We start from the raw sequence: 16,344 nt of genomic DNA, 5'->3' as shown, positions 1-16,344 counted from the left end.
GGCTTATTCTTTGCCGCTCTTTCTAAAATAATTTCCCTGCTACTTTTTCCACTCATCTTTTTCAGGCAATTAGTTGTTTTTATGGTTGTCTATATACCATTCGCGAAACGACTTTTCAGGTGCTTCAGGCATTTCCCGCTGGTTAAACCATGGGTTAAATTTATTGTTTACTGCAAAGGGAATATGTTTTAATACCCAGCGTCCAGATTTTCCCGCTATACGGAAGGCCGAAGGGGATGATAGCGTCCAGGTCATCACTTGCATGGCTGCTTTTTTGGAAGCTGGTGCATAACCTGCTTTCACAATTACTTGTCGCCATTTATACAGCTGCTCATGGATGTTGATCTTAACCGGACAAACATTAGAACAAGAACCACATAAAGTAGAGGCAAAAGGTAAATCTGCATTTTTCTCCATGTCGAGGTTAGGCGCTAAAATAGAGCCTATAGGCCCTGCAATAGCTGTGTGGTAACTGTGTCCACCACTTCTACGGTAAACCGGACAAGTGTTCATACATGCGCCACAGCGAATACATTTTAAGGAATTACGGAAATCTTCTCTCCCTAGTTGGGCAGTTCTGCCATTATCAACCAAGATGATGTGCATTTCTTTCCCTGGCTCTGGTTTTTTAAAGTGACTGGAATAAGTGGTAATCGGCTGTCCGGTTGCACTTCTTGTTAATACCCTTAAAAAAACACCTAAATGCTTTCTCTCCGGAATCAATTTCTCAATACCCATGCTGGCAATATGAACATCAGCAAGGTGGGCACCCATATCAGCATTACCTTCATTGGTACATACCACGAACTCCCCGGTTTCAGCAACTGCAAAATTTACGCCCGTAAGGGCTACTTTGCTGGTTAAAAAAACTTCGCGAAGGTGATTTCTTGCTGTTTCTGTTAAAAATTGAGGGTCAGAAATACCTGCAGGAATACCCAGGTGTTCATGGAATATTTCGCCTATCTCTTCTTTCTTTTTATGGATGCAGGGTAAAACGATATGACTAGGTGGCTCGTTGGCCAGCTGTACAATACGCTCTCCTAAATCAGAATCGATCACTTCGATACCATGGTCGTTAAGGTAATGGTTAAGTCCACACTCTTCAGTAAGCATGGATTTACTCTTTACCAGGCGGGTAGCCTTTTTATCGGCCATAATTTTTCTAACGATCTCATTGTGTTCATCGCCATTTTCTGCCCAATGTACTTTTATACCATTAGCTAAAGCATTAGCCTCAAACTGTATAAGGTATTGGTCAATATTCGATAAAACATTATGTTTGATTAAAGATGCAGCCTCGCGTAGGGCTTCCCATTCAGGCAACTGATGTACAGAAAGGTCTCTTTTACTTCTAATCCACCATAACGTTTCATCGTGCCAGTTTACCCTTTCGCCATCCTTATTAAACTCTTCAGCTAAGGCTGCATGGTCTTTACCCGTTACATTCATTTATTCTGCATTTAATATTTCAGCAATATGAATCACTTTCACTTTACTACCTTTTCTTTTCAAAATACCTTCCATGTGCATCAAACAAGACATGTCTACACCGGTAATGTATTCGGCCCCGTTCAAGAGGTGATCTTCTACCCTGTCCTGTCCCATTTTTGCAGAAACAGCTTCTTCCGTTACACAAAATGTACCGCCGAAGCCACAGCATTCGTCTTTTCTGTTGAGGGAAATCAATTCTATATCCTCCACCATATTTAACAAATCGCCGGGTTTAGAAAAGGCTGGTGCAACCAATTCCGTCATTTGCGACAGGTGTAAACCGCGCTGCCCATGGCAACTTTGGTGAAAACCTACCTTATGAGGAAACTTAGCTTTAATGTTTTTTACTTTCAATATATCCGTTAAAAAGGAAGTGAGTTCATATACTTTATGCCTTGTTACCAAAGCTTTAGCCTGATCTCTTTCATCCTTTAAATGCTCTCTGATGTGTAAAACACAGCTGCCAGAGGGCGCAACAATATAATCAAAGGACTCAAAGTTATCCATAAACAGCTCACTGCAACCTGTTGTAAGGTGTTCAAAGCCAGAGTTTGCCATCGGTTGCCCGCAGCAGGTCTGGTTTAAGGGAAAGCTGACCGTTACGCCCAGCTTTTCCAGTAACTGTAAAGTAGCAATTGCCGCATTTGGAAAAAACTGATCTACATAACAAGGTATAAACAAACCTACTTTCATAATATCGGACTCTTTTTTACTGAATAGTATTTCAGTTCAATCAAATCATGCGGAAAAGGCTTTTTATTCCAGCTGTTGTGAAGCGCTAACGCTGTGCCTACAGCCGTAGCCTGTGCCATTGAAGCTGCAAACACCTCTAATTCTGGGAATGAAACAGCTAACAGGTGCATGAAAATAGAATTTTTACTGAAACCACCGTCAACAAAAATACGTTTCACCTTGGTGCCTTTCAACACCAATTGTGTAGCTACCTTTTGTTGTCTGATGATGTCCATCATTAACTGATGGTAAGCGGTGGTGTCATCATCAAAAGTATTCATGTCACGGTCATCAAAATTAATCGTTTGATCTAGGCGCATTTCCAGGGTGGCAACCACCATAGGATCAAACTCCATATTCCTGTACCTTAAGGAATCTTGTTTAAAGTGTGCCGTAATCCTTTTCACCTGCTGTTCATGCTGATAACCAGCAAATAAACGGGATGCTTTTACAGGCTTCCCTTTATATTGCAGGTAATTTAAACTATCTGCTTTTAACTCATCAACGGTTAAAGGTTCCTCGTTAAAAGGATTAAAGCTGATGCACCATGTACCAGTAGATAACAGGATAAAAGGTTCTGTAAAACTTACCAAATATGGAATTAAGGCTGCGGAGCTATCATGCAAACCTGCGCCTACCTTAAAAGATACGCCACCAAATTTGGTTTCAATCACCTCATCACCAGGAAGAATAAGAGCCAGCTTGGCTCCTATTCCTTCTTTTTCAACCCATTCATGGTAAGCCTTCTTTGAGAAGTCCCATAACCCGGTATGACAGCCAATGCTGGTCATATCTGAATAAGCTTGATTGGTGAGTAAATAACTTAAATACTGCGGTAAATGCAGGGCATACTTTGTTTGTTTATAAATTTCCGGCTGCTCATGCTTTAAACGATACAGTTGCAAACCCGAATTTAGGCTGCCTAAAATAGGTGATGCTGTAAGCAAAGAAAACTCCTCTTCACCCCCATAGTTACCGTAAAATTGCTGATGCAGGTTTTCCGGATAAACCTTTAGATAATTATAAAGTGGAGTTAAAGGTTTGCCTTTCTCATTGATATAAACAAAACTTGCCCCATAAGTAGAAAAGTTTACTGCCTTGATATCAAACTTCTTCAGTTTAATTAATTCCCTTAGAGAATCATATACTGAACGACGAAGGCTTTCAAGATTCTCACAAATCTCTCCATCCTCATCAGTTACTTCAGTAAAACGAGCAGATTTTTCATAAACCATTTTATAGTTTTCGTCGAATAAGAAAAGCTTCTTATTCGTTTTTCCTACATCAAAAATGGCAATGACTGGCTGTCCTTCCATGTTATAGTCCTGTTGACAAAGTTTTCATTCCCCTGGTATTGATTAATTCTTTTCTCACGTTCAACTGACGGTATGCAGTTAAAGGATCAATAGCACCACCAGCTCTAAGTCTAGCTTCTGCTAACAGTGGGCGTAAATCTTTGCGGTAAGCTTGTTGTAAGATCTCCTGACAAAGTGCTGTATCGTTGTTTTGTTGTGCTACCACTAAAGCATCTCTGTCAATCACTAATGCTTGCGCATAGGCAATTTTAATAGCTTCTACAGATTGCAATAAATCTTCTACAGGATCTTTCACATTGTGTGATGCATCAATCATCCAACCAATATCTGTTGCATGTACCATTCCTTGTTGGTCCATTCCTTCTACCAGTTCATTAAAAATAAGGAACAATTGGTAAGGGTTAATGCTACCTACAGTTAAATCATCATCGCCGTATTTAGAGTCGTTGAAGTGGAAACCTGCTAATTTGTTTTCCATTAATAACAAGGAAACAATCTGCTCAATATTTGTATTTGGCAAGTGATGGCCAAGATCTACTAAAGTTTTAGCTTTAGGACCTAATTTGCTACTTAACAAATACGACTGACCCCAGTCGCCAATTGTAGTTGAATAGAAATTCGGTTCAAATGGTTTGTACTCAATGTACATTTTCCAATCTTCAGGTAAGGCGTCATAAATTTCGCCTAAACTCTCCAGTGTATTTTGGAAAGCACCACGGAAGTTCAATTGACCAGGAAAGTTAGAGCCATCTGCTAACCAGATAGACAATGCTTTTGAGCCCAGCTCAACACCATATTTAATTACTTCAATGTTATGTGCAATAGCTTGTTGACGAACAGCTTTGTCTACATGGTGTAATGAACCATATTTATAACTGTGCTCCTGTCCAGGTTGATCCTGGAAAGTATTAGAGTTCATGGCATCAAAATGCAAACCATATTCTGCTGCCAATGCTTTAATAGCAGGTGCATTAGATGGGATATCCCATGGAATATGCAGGGAAATAGCATTACTTGATTTATTTAAAGCGTGGATTACACCAACATCTTCAATTTTCTCTTCCAGACTGCGGGGTTCACCGCCACCAGAAAACCTACCAAACCTGGTACCACCAGCACCTAAAGCCCAGCTAGGGATAGCAATTTGAAAAGCAGTAAGCTTATCCATTACGCTATCCAGGTTTTTTATATCTTCAGCAACAAATTCAAATTTACGGCTATGTGCAGCAGCACTTTCGTCATTCAAATTTTGTATCAATTGTTTTTCTACTTGCATAATTTCTATAATTTATCTAACAAAAGCAGGTGCAACTCCACCATCAACATTTAAAACATTCCCTGTAGATTTGCTTAATAAACCACCTACAAAAGCCAAACATGCGTTAGCAATGTCATCAGGAAGGATGATTTCGTTAAGCAAAGTACGTTTTGCATAATACTGAGGCAACTCGGCTACTGTAATGCCGTAAGCTTTCGCACGACCTTCAGCCCATCCACCTGCCCAGATGTTACTGTCGCTAATCACTGCATCAGGATTTACAACATTAACTCTAATACGGTCAGCACCTAATTCAGCAGCATTTAACCTGCTTAAATGTAATTGAGCAGCTTTAGCACTTCCATAACCTGCGTTATTCGGTCCGCTAACTAAAGCATTTTTGCTGACAATATTTACAATATCACCACCAATATCTTGTTTTTTCATTACATGAGCAGCAGCTTGGGTTACAAAGAATTGTCCCTTTACCAATACGTCATATAATAAATCCCAGTCTTTTTCCTGGTGCTCCGCAATCGTTTTAGAGATCGAAAGACCAGCATTGTTGATGATGATGTCAACACCACCAAAAGCAACAGCAGCCTTGTCAAAAGCAGCTTTGATAGCCTCATTATTAGTAACATCCATTACCGCTGTGGTGTGGTTGTCTTTACCAAACTGCGCTTCAAACTCTTCACCAGCACTTTGTAAACGCTCAGGGTTCATGTCATTTAGAATAACAACAGCCCCTTCCTGAACAAACTTTTTAGCAATAGCTTTACCAATACCACCAGCACTACCTGTAATTAAGGCAATACGACCAGACAAAGCTTTAGGCTTAGGCATGCGCTGTAATTTTGCTTCTTCTAACAACCAGTATTCAATGTTGAAGGCTTCCTGACGAGGTAAAGAAGTATATTCAGAAATGGCTTCAGCACCTTTCATTACATTAATAGCGTTGGTATAAAATTCTGCAGCTACTCTTGCTGTTTGTTTATCTTTAGCAAAAGTAAACATACCTACACCAGGGTATAAAATAACAACCGGGTTAGCATCACGAATAGCAGGACTATTGTCATGTTTGCAGGTATTATAATAATCTTCGTACATTTTACGGTACGCTTCAAATGCAGGGCTTAATTTTGCTTTTAAAGCATCAACATCACTTAAATCGGCAGCAGCTTCCAGGTCTAAAACTAAAGGACTGATTTTAGTACGTAAGAAGTGATCAGGACAGCTGGTACCCAGTGGTGCCAAACGCTCAAGGTCATTAGAGTTGATGTATTCCAACACACGACTATCATCAGTAAAGTGACCGATCATGCTTGTTTTTGAAGAACAGAAACCACGTAAAACAGGTGCTAAGGCAGCTGCTTGTTTCAAACGATCTGCAGACTCAAGGCTGGTTAATTTTTGTCCACCAAAAACAGGACCTTTTTTACCGTAGTTTTCCTCTAAATATTCAGCACATTTTTCAATAACTTCTAAAGTATTGATGTAACTTTCGTATGCTGTATCGCCCCAGGTAAACAAACCATGAGAGCCTAACATGATACCTCTAATACCAGGGTTATTTTCCAGGCACTCCTGCAATTGCAAGCCTAAGTCGAAACCTGGTTTTTGCCAGTCTACCCAGCCAATAGTGCCGTTAAATAAGTCTTTGGTTATTTGCTCACCATCTTTTGCTGCTGCAATAGCAATTGCTGCATCAGGGTGAAGGTGATCGATATGTTTGAATGGCAAGAAACCATGCAAAGGTGTATCGATAGAAGGTGCTTTAGAATTAAGGTCGTAAATGCAGTGGTTAAAAAGTTCTACCATTTCATCTTCAAACTCGATGCCACGGTAAACATTTTTTAAGCTGCGCAAGCGGTCAACATATAAAGCTGCTAAGCCACTTTTCTTTAAAGTGCCAATGTCACCACCAGAACCTTTAATCCACATTACTTCAAGTTCTTCACCTGTCAACGGATCTTTAGCCATAGCTTTGCAAGAAGTGTTTCCGCCACCATAGTTAGTTAAGCGCAAATCGGCACCCAATAAATTAGAACGGTAAATAAGTAAAGCAACTTCATCGCCAGCTAATTCGGCAGCTTTTGATTCGTCCCATAAGTAGCTTACGTGTTTAAAATCAATTTTAATGTCAGACATATTTTTTATTTTGAAAATTTTAAGATCTAAGTGAGTTACCGTAACCCACAATTAATACAGAGAGAATTATAGTCAGGATACCCAAAAACAACCAGGTATAACCTTTTCTACTTACGCCTTTCCATTCGTTAAGCACAAGGCCCCATACATTGGCAATTAAAATGATAAAAGCCATGTGTAAGATCCATGAACTAGGGCCGTTACCTAATTTACTTTCGCCCATTCCGTAAAAGAAGAACTGTAAAAACCAGGTTATACCCGCTAAAGCAGAGAACAGGTAATTAGCAATTAAAGGCGTTTTTTTGTTTGTGTAATCACTAAAGGTTTTGTTGCGGAAATTTAAAATCATGCACCAGATGAAGTTGGTTGTTAAACCACCCCATAAGACCACTACATAGGTTACGTTATTTTGGAATAAAAACTCACCCTGACCAGGATGTGCAAGTTTCCAAACATTATTGGCTTCATCAGCAAGGTCTTTACCAGCATCAAGGGCAAAGGCAAAACAAGCGCTTAATACACCAGAAACAATGGCTACAAATAAACCAAGACCAAAACGATAGTCTTTATTAAGAAGTGCCCCTTGATTACCTTTAGCAAAATCGCGTTCTTTAACAATACCAGCTTTACCACAAATAACAATACCGATGATACACACGGCAAGACCAATTAATACAAATTGACCCCATGTAGAAGTGAAAAGCATAGAAATTGAATCTTTGCCATCTTTAGGATTAAATTGATAATAGATAGATGGAATGATGGCCCCGAATACCGAGCAAAGGCCCAAAATGATGGAGCTACCTAAAGAAACGCCAAGGTACCTTACGCCAAGACCATAAGTTAAACCACCAATACCCCATAATAAACCGAAGATATAAGTAACCATTAAGGTTTGAGGATCGCTGTGTTTAATAATTTCCACAAAATCAGGAATGGTTATCCATGCTGCCAATGGTGGAACAATTAGCCAGGAGCAAATACCGCCGACAATCCAGAAACTCTCCCAAGACCAGCCTTTGACTTGTTTGTAAGGGATGTAAAAACTACCAGAAGCAAAGCCCCCGATAAAATGAAATAGTACGCCTAGAAAAATGATCATTATTTATATGTATAGATTTGGTTAGAAATTAAGTTTAGATGGCTACCTTAACGGTTTGCCATAGGTTATAAATGGTTTTTAATTATTTACTTTTGTATTGAGTGGCCTAAAAATAATATCAATTAAGCTAACAACTGTCCTTAACTGTCCTTATCCATGTGTTTTTTTTTGTATTGTAAAAACAGCATTTAGCACATAGGGAAAAAAAAAGCAATGTGATTGCCGCATTACTTCAACCTAAGGATAGACTGCAAAAACTAAAAAATGAAGAATTACCTGGATATTTTAAATATAGACGAACATAGTATTACCCCAAAGTACCTGCAGCTGGTTAATGCTTTTATTGCAGGTATAGAAAATGAGCAGTTATCTAAAGACGACATGTTACCATCTATCAATGAGTTAAGCATAGGGCTCGACATCTCCAGAAATACCATCGAAAGGGTATACAGTGAGCTTAAAGCCATGGGCATTGTAGGTTCTGTACCCGGCAAAGGCTTCTTTATTATGGCGACCAACTTTAAAAAACCACTCAAAATTCTGCTGCTTTTCAATAAGCTCAGCAGCCATAAGAAAATTATTTACGACGCTTTTGTAGAGACCCTGGGTGAGAATGCGGCCATTGATTTTTATATTTATAACAATGACATTTATTTGTTTAAAAAAATTGTTACAGAGAAATTAAAGCTCGATTATACCAAGTTTATCATCATTCCACACTTCAAAGAGAATGAAGATAGTGCCTACGAGATCATCAACAGCATCCCTAAAGAGAAGTTGATTCTGATGGACAAACTGGTTTCTAAAATTGACGGCGAGTTTGCTGCCGTTTATGAAAACTTTGAAAGCGATATTTACGGTGCATTGAGCACCCTTCGTCATAAATTAAGCAAATACGATACACTAAAAATCATCTTCCCGAAAAACACCTACCATTCAAAGGGCATCTTAAAAGGCTTTCAACATTTTTGTAGTGACTATGCCTTCAATTACCATGTGGTGCATAATTTAAAGGAAGAACCAATACAAGAGAAAACCGTTTATATTAACCTGATGGAAGATGACCTGGTGCTGCTGATACAGAAGATCTTAAATACTGACCTGGTGATAGGAAAAGATGTAGGCGTAATCTCTTATAATGAAACCGCCATTAAAAAGATCATTTTAAGCGGCATTACCACCATTTCTACAGATTTCAGAATGATGGGCATCAAAACAGCCGAGATGGCACAAAGCAACCTGCATGAGCACTATGCTGTTCCTTTTACCGTTAATGAAAGAAATTCCATATAATTTCAAATAACCATGGCAATGACAATATTAATTTTAATTTTGTAAGCCTGTGCTTATTTTTTGACCATATAGATAGAAGAAAGCACTGTTGATTGTAATAAAGCAAGTTAAAAACCCATGAAACAATATTTAGATTTAATGCAGCTTGTTTTAGACCAGGGTGCACAAAAGCATGACCGCACCGGAACAGGTACGGTGAGCATTTTTGGCCACCAGATGAGGTTCAACCTGCAGGAGGGCTTTCCCCTGATTACCACTAAAAAACTTCATTTAAAATCTATCATTCATGAACTGATCTGGTTTTTAAGTGGCGATACCAATATTAAATACCTGCGCGATAACAAGGTAAAGATCTGGGATGAGTGGGCAGATGAAAATGGCGACTTAGGACCTGTTTATGGTGCACAGTGGCGCTCATGGCCAACGCCAAATGGTGGCCATATTGACCAGATTTCTAAAGTTATTGAAACCATAAAGAACAACCCAGATTCAAGAAGGATCATTGTGTCTGCATGGAATGTTGCCGAAATAGACAACATGGCACTTCCACCATGCCATGCTTTTTTTCAATTTTATGTAGCCGATGGCAAGCTCAGCTGCCAGCTGTACCAAAGAAGTGCCGATATTTTCTTAGGTGTTCCTTTTAATATTGCATCTTACGCCCTATTGACCATGATGGTTGCCCAGGTGTGCAATTTGGAATATGGCGATTTTATTCATACCCTTGGAGACGCACATTTATACAACAACCATATAGACCAGGCCAAGCTGCAATTAAGCAGAACGCCAAAAAACTTACCCTTAATGAAGATAAACCCCGCTGTGAAAGACATCTTTGGTTTCAGCATCGATGATTTCACCTTAGAGAATTATGACCCCCATCCACATATTAAAGGAGCGGTAGCCATATGATCGTGTCTATCGTTGTTGCCATCAGCGCAAACAATGCCATAGGTAAAGACAACCAGTTGTTGTGGCACCTGCCGGCAGATTTAAAACATTTCAAAGCCATTACCTCAGGGCATACCATTATAATGGGCCGTAAAACATACGATTCCATAGGTAAACCTTTGCCCAACCGCAGAAATATCGTCATCAGCCGTAATCCTGAATTAACGATCAATGGTGCAGAGGTAACACATAGCCTGGAGCAAGCTTTAGCATTATGTAAAGACGAAGAAGAGGTTTTTGTGATTGGTGGAGCAGCCATTTATAACGATGCCATTGCCCTCACCAACAGGATTTATCTTACCCGGGTACATGAAAACTACGAGGCAGACACCTTTTTTCCAGCACTTGACCCTAACCAGTGGCAGGAAAGTAGCCTGGAACATCACCAGCCAGATGAGAAAAACGCAGTTGCTTATAGTTTTTCGACACTAGAAAGCAAATAGTGTATCATCTGTGATAAAAACTTTAATAAGGCGGCCTAATAAATAAAAAAATAATTAGATTTGCCGACTTGTTGCAAAAAATATATACCATATAGACAAATAATTACGAATAATTACGAACAAATGCAAGGTAAAGGTTTTATTAAATTTTTGGCAATACTATTAGGTATTGTCTGTGTGTATTCTCTATCGTTTAACCTGGTTACATCGAACGTAGAAAAGAACGCTAAAGCGTATGCCAAAGGAGATCCTTTGAAAGAAAAGGAATACTTGGATTCTATGGCAACAGTACCAGTGTATCCGCTCTTTGGCTTTAACTATGAATTCTGCAAATCGAAGGAAATCAACCTTGGATTAGACTTAAAAGGTGGCATGAACGTAACGATGGAAATATCGTTAGGTGAACTTGTTAAATCTTTAGCAGGCAATCCGGATGATGCTAACTTTAACAAAGCACTATCCAATGCACAGACTAAACTTAATGCAGGTGGTAAAGACTTCATTTCTATATTCGTTAACGAATATGAGTCTTTGAGTCCAAATGGTCAATTAGCAGAATACTTTGCTAACCAGGACAATGCAAAAGACCTTAAGGCTAACGCAACAAATTCTGAAGTAAAAAACTACTTACAAAAAGAAGCTACAAGTGCTATTGACCGTTCATTTATCATCATTAGAAGTCGTATTGACGGTTTTGGTGTGGTAAGTCCGAACATGCAGAAACAAGAAGGTACTAACCGTATCATGATTGAGATGCCAGGTGTTCAGGATAAAGAAAGGGTACATAAACTTTTACAAGGTTCTGCAGAATTACAATTCTGGCAAGTATACCAAAATGAAGAAGTTTATGCGGTGATGGAAAACATCAACAACACGCTTGCTGCTACTTTAAAAGATACCTTATCTACTACTGCTTCAACAGATACTGCTGCAGCAAAAACAGAAAGTAAATTAGCAGGTTTGTCTAAAAAATCTACTGGTGCTGACTCTTTAGATGTCAAAAAACAGGAGATGAGCAAAACAAACCCTTTATTTGCTGTATTGAGCATCCCTACTTACCAGGGAGAAAACGGACAACCAGCATTACGCCCGGGACCAGTTATTGGTTGGGTTGCCCAAAAAGATACGGCTAAAGTAAACGCTTACTTTGCAAGACCTGAAATTGCTTCTATCATCCCTCCTACATTTAAATTTATGTGGAGTGTTAAACCAATGGAAGCAACTAAAGTATTTGAACTTTATGCCATCAAAGTTACTTCGCCAGACGGAAAACCAGATTTAGGTGGCGATGCCATCAGTGATGCACGTGCTGATTACGATCAGAAAGGCAGACCTGAAGTTACCATGTACATGACAGGTGAAGGTGCTGCTAAATGGAAAAAAGTTACTGCAGAAGCAGCTGCTGATGCCAACAACAAAAAAGCAATCGCTATTGTATTAGATAACATGGTTTACTCTGCACCTACGGTACAGAATGAAATTCCAAATGGTATCTCATCTATCACAGGTAATTTCACAGTAAACGATACACAAGATTTAGCAAACATCTTAAAAGCAGGTAAATTGCCTGCACCAGCAAAAATTGTTGGAGAGTTTGTGGTAGGTCCATCATTAGGTCAGGCGGCTATTGACAATGGTTTATTATCATTTGTATTAGCCTTTATCGTGATCTTAATTTTTATGGCTTTGTATTACAACAAAGCAGGCTGGGTTGCCAACTTAGCTTTAGTGATTAACCTTTTCTTTATCATGGGTATCTTGGTATCGCTAGGTGCGGTATTAACCTTGCCAGGTATTGCAGGTATCATTTTGGTAATTGGTTTATCGGTAGATGCAAACATCCTTATTTTTGAAAGGGTAAGAGAAGAATTGTTATTAGGTAAAGGAACTGCTTTAGCGATTAAAGAAGGCTTTAAACATGCAATGCCATCTATCATTGACTCTAACATTACTGTATTAATTTTAGGTGTTATCCTTTACATCTTTGGTAGCGGACCTGTTCAAGGTTTTGCAACTACTTTATGTATCGGTATCCTTTCTTCATTATTCTGTGCAGTATTAATATCACGTATTGTTTTTGAATACTTATTAGAGAAAAGCAGCAACATTACTTTTGGTAACAAATATACTATCCATGCTTTCAAAGACATCGCTTTTGACTTTGTTGGCCGCAGAAAAATCTATTACATCATCTCTTCAGTTATCATTTTATTAGGTATCATTTTCTACTTCAAAAATGATGGTTTAAAACTGGGTATCGACTTTAAAGGTGGTAGAACTTACATCGTTCACTTTGATAAGTCAATGGACACTGAAGATGTAAAAAGCAAATTAACGCCACATTTTGATAACGAAACTCCAGAAGTTAAAACTGCTGGTGATGATACAGAATTAAAAATTACCACTACTTACCATATCACTGACCAGAATGCACAGTCAGATAAATTGGTTGAGGATGCTTTAAAAGCAGGTTTAGATGAAACAAATACTAAATACACTATTGAGAGTAACCAAAAAGTAGGTCCAATCATTGCGAGCGATTTAGTTTACAGTGCTTACGGCGCTATCTTGTTCTCTTGCTTGTTGATGTTTGTTTACATCATTGTAAGATTTAAGAAAGTAAACTATGGCTTAGGTGCTGTTATTGCCTTGTTCCATGATGTATTGTTGGTATTATCTTGCTACACTATTTTAGACGGTGTTCTTCCTTTCTCTTTAGAAATTGGACAAGATTTTATTGCTGCTATCTTAACGGTAATGTCTTACACGATGACAGAAACAGTAGTTGTGTTTGACCGTATCCGTGAGAAACTTGCAGAAACAAATAAACCAGATATCCATGGCGAAGAGCGTAACAGGGTAATTAACTTTGCCTTGAACAGTACTTTAAGTCGTACTATCCTGACTTCATTAACTGTATTCTTTGTATTATTGGTGATCTTCATTTTTGGAGGCGACAGCATCAGAGGCTTTATCTTTGCCTTATTGATTGGTCGTGTAATCGGTACTTACTCTTCACTATGTATCTCTACACCTATCGTAGTAGATTTAGGGAAAAGCAAATAAGGAATAACGTTTAGTTATAAACTCAAAAAGCCTGCATCATGATGAATGATGCAGGCTTTTGTGTTTATATTACACTGCTAATTATAATTCTTCAACTCCATTCTTACTTTTTTAGCTATAATTTATTAGATAATTTGATTACTCATTTACCTGTAATAACTTGTATTGTTATTAGGAACTTGTAGACACTTTGGTATTCCCTAACCCATCACTTACCCATCATTAACTTATCAAACAGTACAAACACCCTTCCGCTACCGGTCTGCTACCGGGTTGCTACCGAAAATCCGCAACCAGCCCCCTACCTGCCCGCTACCTGAGCACTGCTCTTTATTAGTGAACAGTAACTGACATGTTAAAGAAACGTTACGGATGCTTTAGTGGAAGTTAAAAAATGTCATATAGACAAATTAAGGAGAAAGAATTATATTTACCACCATAGTTATCTTAAAAGGATCAACATGGAGAAAAAGATAAAGCTGGTAGAATGCCCTAGAGATGCCATGCAGGGCATACATCATTTCATTGATACCAAGCTTAAAGCACAATACATTAACCTGCTGCTTGATGTTGGTTTTGATACCATAGACTTTGGCAGTTTCGTTTCTGCAAAAGCGATCCCGCAGCTTAAGGATACAAAAGAAGTGCTTTCCATGCTTCACTTAAACGATAGGACCAAACTACTGGCTATTGTAGCTAATTTAAGGGGTGTAGAAGAAGCTATTCTTCATCCGGAGATCAGTTACCTCGGTTTTCCTTTTTCTATCTCAGAGACCTTCCAGCAAAGAAATACCAACTCTTCCATTTCACAGTCTTTAGGCACCATTGAGCAATTGCTGGAACATTGCGACAGGAGTAATAAAACTGCTGTTGTTTACCTATCTATGGGTTTTGGCAATCCTTATGGCGATGCCTGGAATGTTGATATTGTAACCGAGCATGCTGCACAGCTGATCAGTAAAGGTGTAAAGATATTATCACTTGCGGATACCACAGGTGTATCTTCGCCAGAGAAAATTAAAGAGATAGTACCGGTGTTGATGAGTCGTTTCCCAGCTGTAGAAATTGGGATACACTTGCACAGTACGCCCGACACCAGAAGAGAAAAAATAGAAGCAGCCTACCAAAGCGGCTGCTTGAGATTTGACAGTGCCTTAAAGGGCTTCGGCGGTTGCCCCATGGCTAGTGATGACCTTACGGGAAACCTGGCCACAGAAGACCTTATTCAATATTTTGAAGAGCAGCACATTGACCTCCACTTAAATAAAGATAAATGGCAGGAAGCAATGGCACTTTCTGCATCGGTTTTTATGTAGGCAAGCATTGTGGTGTAAGCGAAGACTACGCTTTCACCATTTTATAATGCTGGATACCGGCCTCTTCAAATTGTGGTCCTTCGACCTTGAAACCAAATTTACCATATAAAGGGATAGCCTCTAGCTGTGCATTGAGGTAGATATAATCGGCATCCTGAGGTAAATCTTCAAGCGCAGTGGCCACTAATGCCCTACCGATACCTTTTCCTCTGAATTCTTTGAGAACAGCAAACCTTTCGAGTTTATAACCAGCATCGGTTTTACGCCATCTGCAAGCACCACAAGGCACATTGTTGAGCATAGCTAAAAAATGGACAGAAACGTCTTCATGCTCCCACTCCAACTCCGGCGGACAGTTCTGTTCTTCCACAAAAACTATTTTGCGTATGGCAAATACCTTTTCCAGCTCTTCGGCGGTCTTAACTTTTTTTACTTCTAAAGCATCCATCTTGTAATTTATAAAAAAACGCCACAGGTAAATCCTGTGGCGCTCAGTATCATTGCTTATAATTTATCGCTTGCGTCTCTGCAGTTTAAATCTTCAAATGCTTGAGTTAAACGTTTAACAAAAGTTTCTTCACCTTTACGCAACCAAACACGTGGATCATAATACTTTTTGTTAGGTTTATCTTCCCCATCAGGGTTACCAATCTGGCTTTGTAAATAGGCTTCGTTAGCCACATAATAATCATGTATACCTTCCCAAAATGCCCATTGCATATCAGTATCAATATTCATTTTAATTGCACCATAAGAAATTGCTTCCCTGATTTCTTCCTGCGAAGAACCAGAACCACCGTGGAAGACAAAGTTGATAGGTTTTTCGGCAGTAAGGTTGAATTTCTCTTTCAAAAACTCCTGAGAATTTTTAAGGATCACAGGTTGTAATTTAACGTTACCTGGTTTATAAACACCATGCACATTACCAAAAGCAGCTGCAATGGTAAATCTATCACTCACTTTACTCAATTCTTCGTAAGCATATGCCACTTCAGAAGGTTGGGTATAAAGTTTAGAGCTGTCCACATCGCTGTTGTCAACGCCATCTTCTTCACCACCTGTTACACCTAATTCAATTTCAATAGTCATGCCCATTTTAGCCATACGGGCTAAATATTTAGCAGAGATTTCCATGTTTTCTTCAATGGATTCTTCAGAAAGATCCAACATATGTGAAGAGAACAAAGGTTTTCCAGTTTCCGCAAAGAATTTCTCGCCATGGTCT

General features: G+C 39.0%; 13 protein-coding genes. 5 read left to right on the top strand and 8 right to left on the bottom strand.

All coding sequences use genetic code 11. The features are described from left to right. Window positions 1-69: 69 nt before the first annotated feature. From ACR2F7_RS06870 to rhaT, 6 genes are read right to left on the bottom strand one after another with little or no spacing between them, the layout of a single operon-like run. Window positions 70-1,449 (bottom strand): lactate utilization protein B, encoded by a 1,380-nt coding sequence (locus tag ACR2F7_RS06870; RefSeq protein ID WP_432712842.1) that lies wholly within the window; start codon window positions 1,447-1,449, stop codon window positions 70-72. Next, window positions 1,450-2,184: a (Fe-S)-binding protein gene (locus tag ACR2F7_RS06865; protein ID WP_432712841.1), complete on the bottom strand. Its 735-nt coding sequence runs from the start codon at window positions 2,182-2,184 to the stop codon at window positions 1,450-1,452. Next, window positions 2,181-3,539: an FGGY-family carbohydrate kinase gene (locus ACR2F7_RS06860; RefSeq protein WP_432712840.1), complete on the bottom strand. Its 1,359-nt coding sequence runs from the start codon at window positions 3,537-3,539 to the stop codon at window positions 2,181-2,183. The genes ACR2F7_RS06865 and ACR2F7_RS06860 overlap by 4 nt, the downstream gene beginning before the upstream one ends. A gap of 1 nt (window position 3,540) precedes the next feature. Next, the gene (locus ACR2F7_RS06855; protein ID WP_432712839.1) at window positions 3,541-4,815 is read right to left on the bottom strand and encodes a TIM barrel protein; all 1,275 of its coding nucleotides are present in this window, start codon (window positions 4,813-4,815) and stop codon (window positions 3,541-3,543) included. Window positions 4,816-4,827: 12 nt separating this feature from the next. Then, window positions 4,828-6,948: a bifunctional aldolase/short-chain dehydrogenase gene (locus tag ACR2F7_RS06850; protein WP_432712838.1), complete on the bottom strand. Its 2,121-nt coding sequence runs from the start codon at window positions 6,946-6,948 to the stop codon at window positions 4,828-4,830. A gap of 19 nt (window positions 6,949-6,967) precedes the next feature. Beyond that, entirely contained in the window at window positions 6,968-8,050 is a 1,083-nt protein-coding gene (gene rhaT, locus ACR2F7_RS06845) for an L-rhamnose/proton symporter RhaT (RefSeq protein WP_432712837.1), read from the bottom strand. A 264-nt stretch (window positions 8,051-8,314) separates the two neighbouring features. Here rhaT and ACR2F7_RS06840 point away from each other — a divergent pair, with 264 nt between their 5' ends. The 5 genes from ACR2F7_RS06840 (at window position 8,315) to ACR2F7_RS06820 (ending at window position 15,119) form a co-directional block, all read left to right on the top strand. After that, window positions 8,315-9,343, top strand: a complete 1,029-nt coding sequence (locus ACR2F7_RS06840) for a GntR family transcriptional regulator (RefSeq protein WP_432712836.1) — start codon at window positions 8,315-8,317, stop codon at window positions 9,341-9,343. A 117-nt stretch (window positions 9,344-9,460) separates the two neighbouring features. Then, window positions 9,461-10,255, top strand: coding sequence for a thymidylate synthase (locus tag ACR2F7_RS06835; RefSeq protein WP_432712835.1), 795 nt, complete (start codon window positions 9,461-9,463; stop codon window positions 10,253-10,255). Next, window positions 10,252-10,737, top strand: coding sequence for a dihydrofolate reductase (locus ACR2F7_RS06830; protein ID WP_432712834.1), 486 nt, complete (start codon window positions 10,252-10,254; stop codon window positions 10,735-10,737). Before ACR2F7_RS06835 ends, ACR2F7_RS06830 begins: the two co-directional genes overlap by 4 nt. Window positions 10,738-10,860: 123 nt before the next feature. After that, window positions 10,861-13,803, top strand: a complete 2,943-nt coding sequence (secDF, locus tag ACR2F7_RS06825; protein WP_432712833.1) for a protein translocase subunit SecDF — start codon at window positions 10,861-10,863, stop codon at window positions 13,801-13,803. Window positions 13,804-14,264: 461 nt separating this feature from the next. Then, the gene (locus tag ACR2F7_RS06820) at window positions 14,265-15,119 is read left to right on the top strand and encodes a hydroxymethylglutaryl-CoA lyase (RefSeq protein ID WP_432712832.1); all 855 of its coding nucleotides are present in this window, start codon (window positions 14,265-14,267) and stop codon (window positions 15,117-15,119) included. Window positions 15,120-15,144: 25 nt separating this feature from the next. Here ACR2F7_RS06820 and ACR2F7_RS06815 read toward each other — a convergent pair whose 3' ends face one another. Continuing rightward, window positions 15,145-15,567, bottom strand: a complete 423-nt coding sequence (locus ACR2F7_RS06815; RefSeq protein ID WP_432712831.1) for a GNAT family N-acetyltransferase — start codon at window positions 15,565-15,567, stop codon at window positions 15,145-15,147. A 56-nt stretch (window positions 15,568-15,623) separates the two neighbouring features. After that, the coding region (gene fbaA, locus ACR2F7_RS06810) for a class II fructose-bisphosphate aldolase (protein WP_432712830.1) at window positions 15,624-16,344 on the bottom strand (721 nt) is incomplete at its 5' end.

This window comes from Pedobacter sp. (genome assembly GCF_045628745.1).
Taxonomy (GTDB): domain Bacteria; phylum Bacteroidota; class Bacteroidia; order Sphingobacteriales; family Sphingobacteriaceae; genus Pedobacter.
The sequence above is the reverse complement of the archived record's forward strand: the minus strand, read 5'-3'. Positions and strand labels throughout refer to the sequence as shown.

What these genes read in the sequence shown, in the direction of transcription:
- ACR2F7_RS06870 (WP_432712842.1), bottom strand. Translation starts at nt 1,449, where the DNA reads ATGAATGTAACGGGTAAAGACCATGCAGCCTTAGCTGAAGAGTTTAAT.
- ACR2F7_RS06865 (WP_432712841.1), bottom strand. Translation starts at nt 2,184, where the DNA reads ATGAAAGTAGGTTTGTTTATACCTTGTTATGTAGATCAGTTTTTTCCA.
- ACR2F7_RS06860 (WP_432712840.1), bottom strand. Translation starts at nt 3,539, where the DNA reads ATGGAAGGACAGCCAGTCATTGCCATTTTTGATGTAGGAAAAACGAAT.
- ACR2F7_RS06855 (WP_432712839.1), bottom strand. Translation starts at nt 4,815, where the DNA reads ATGCAAGTAGAAAAACAATTGATACAAAATTTGAATGACGAAAGTGCT.
- ACR2F7_RS06850 (WP_432712838.1), bottom strand. Translation starts at nt 6,948, where the DNA reads ATGTCTGACATTAAAATTGATTTTAAACACGTAAGCTACTTATGGGAC.
- rhaT (WP_432712837.1), bottom strand. Translation starts at nt 8,050, where the DNA reads ATGATCATTTTTCTAGGCGTACTATTTCATTTTATCGGGGGCTTTGCT.
- ACR2F7_RS06840 (WP_432712836.1), top strand. Translation starts at nt 8,315, where the DNA reads ATGAAGAATTACCTGGATATTTTAAATATAGACGAACATAGTATTACC.
- ACR2F7_RS06835 (WP_432712835.1), top strand. Translation starts at nt 9,461, where the DNA reads ATGAAACAATATTTAGATTTAATGCAGCTTGTTTTAGACCAGGGTGCA.
- ACR2F7_RS06830 (WP_432712834.1), top strand. Translation starts at nt 10,252, where the DNA reads ATGATCGTGTCTATCGTTGTTGCCATCAGCGCAAACAATGCCATAGGT.
- secDF (WP_432712833.1), top strand. Translation starts at nt 10,861, where the DNA reads ATGCAAGGTAAAGGTTTTATTAAATTTTTGGCAATACTATTAGGTATT.
- ACR2F7_RS06820 (WP_432712832.1), top strand. Translation starts at nt 14,265, where the DNA reads ATGGAGAAAAAGATAAAGCTGGTAGAATGCCCTAGAGATGCCATGCAG.
- ACR2F7_RS06815 (WP_432712831.1), bottom strand. Translation starts at nt 15,567, where the DNA reads ATGGATGCTTTAGAAGTAAAAAAAGTTAAGACCGCCGAAGAGCTGGAA.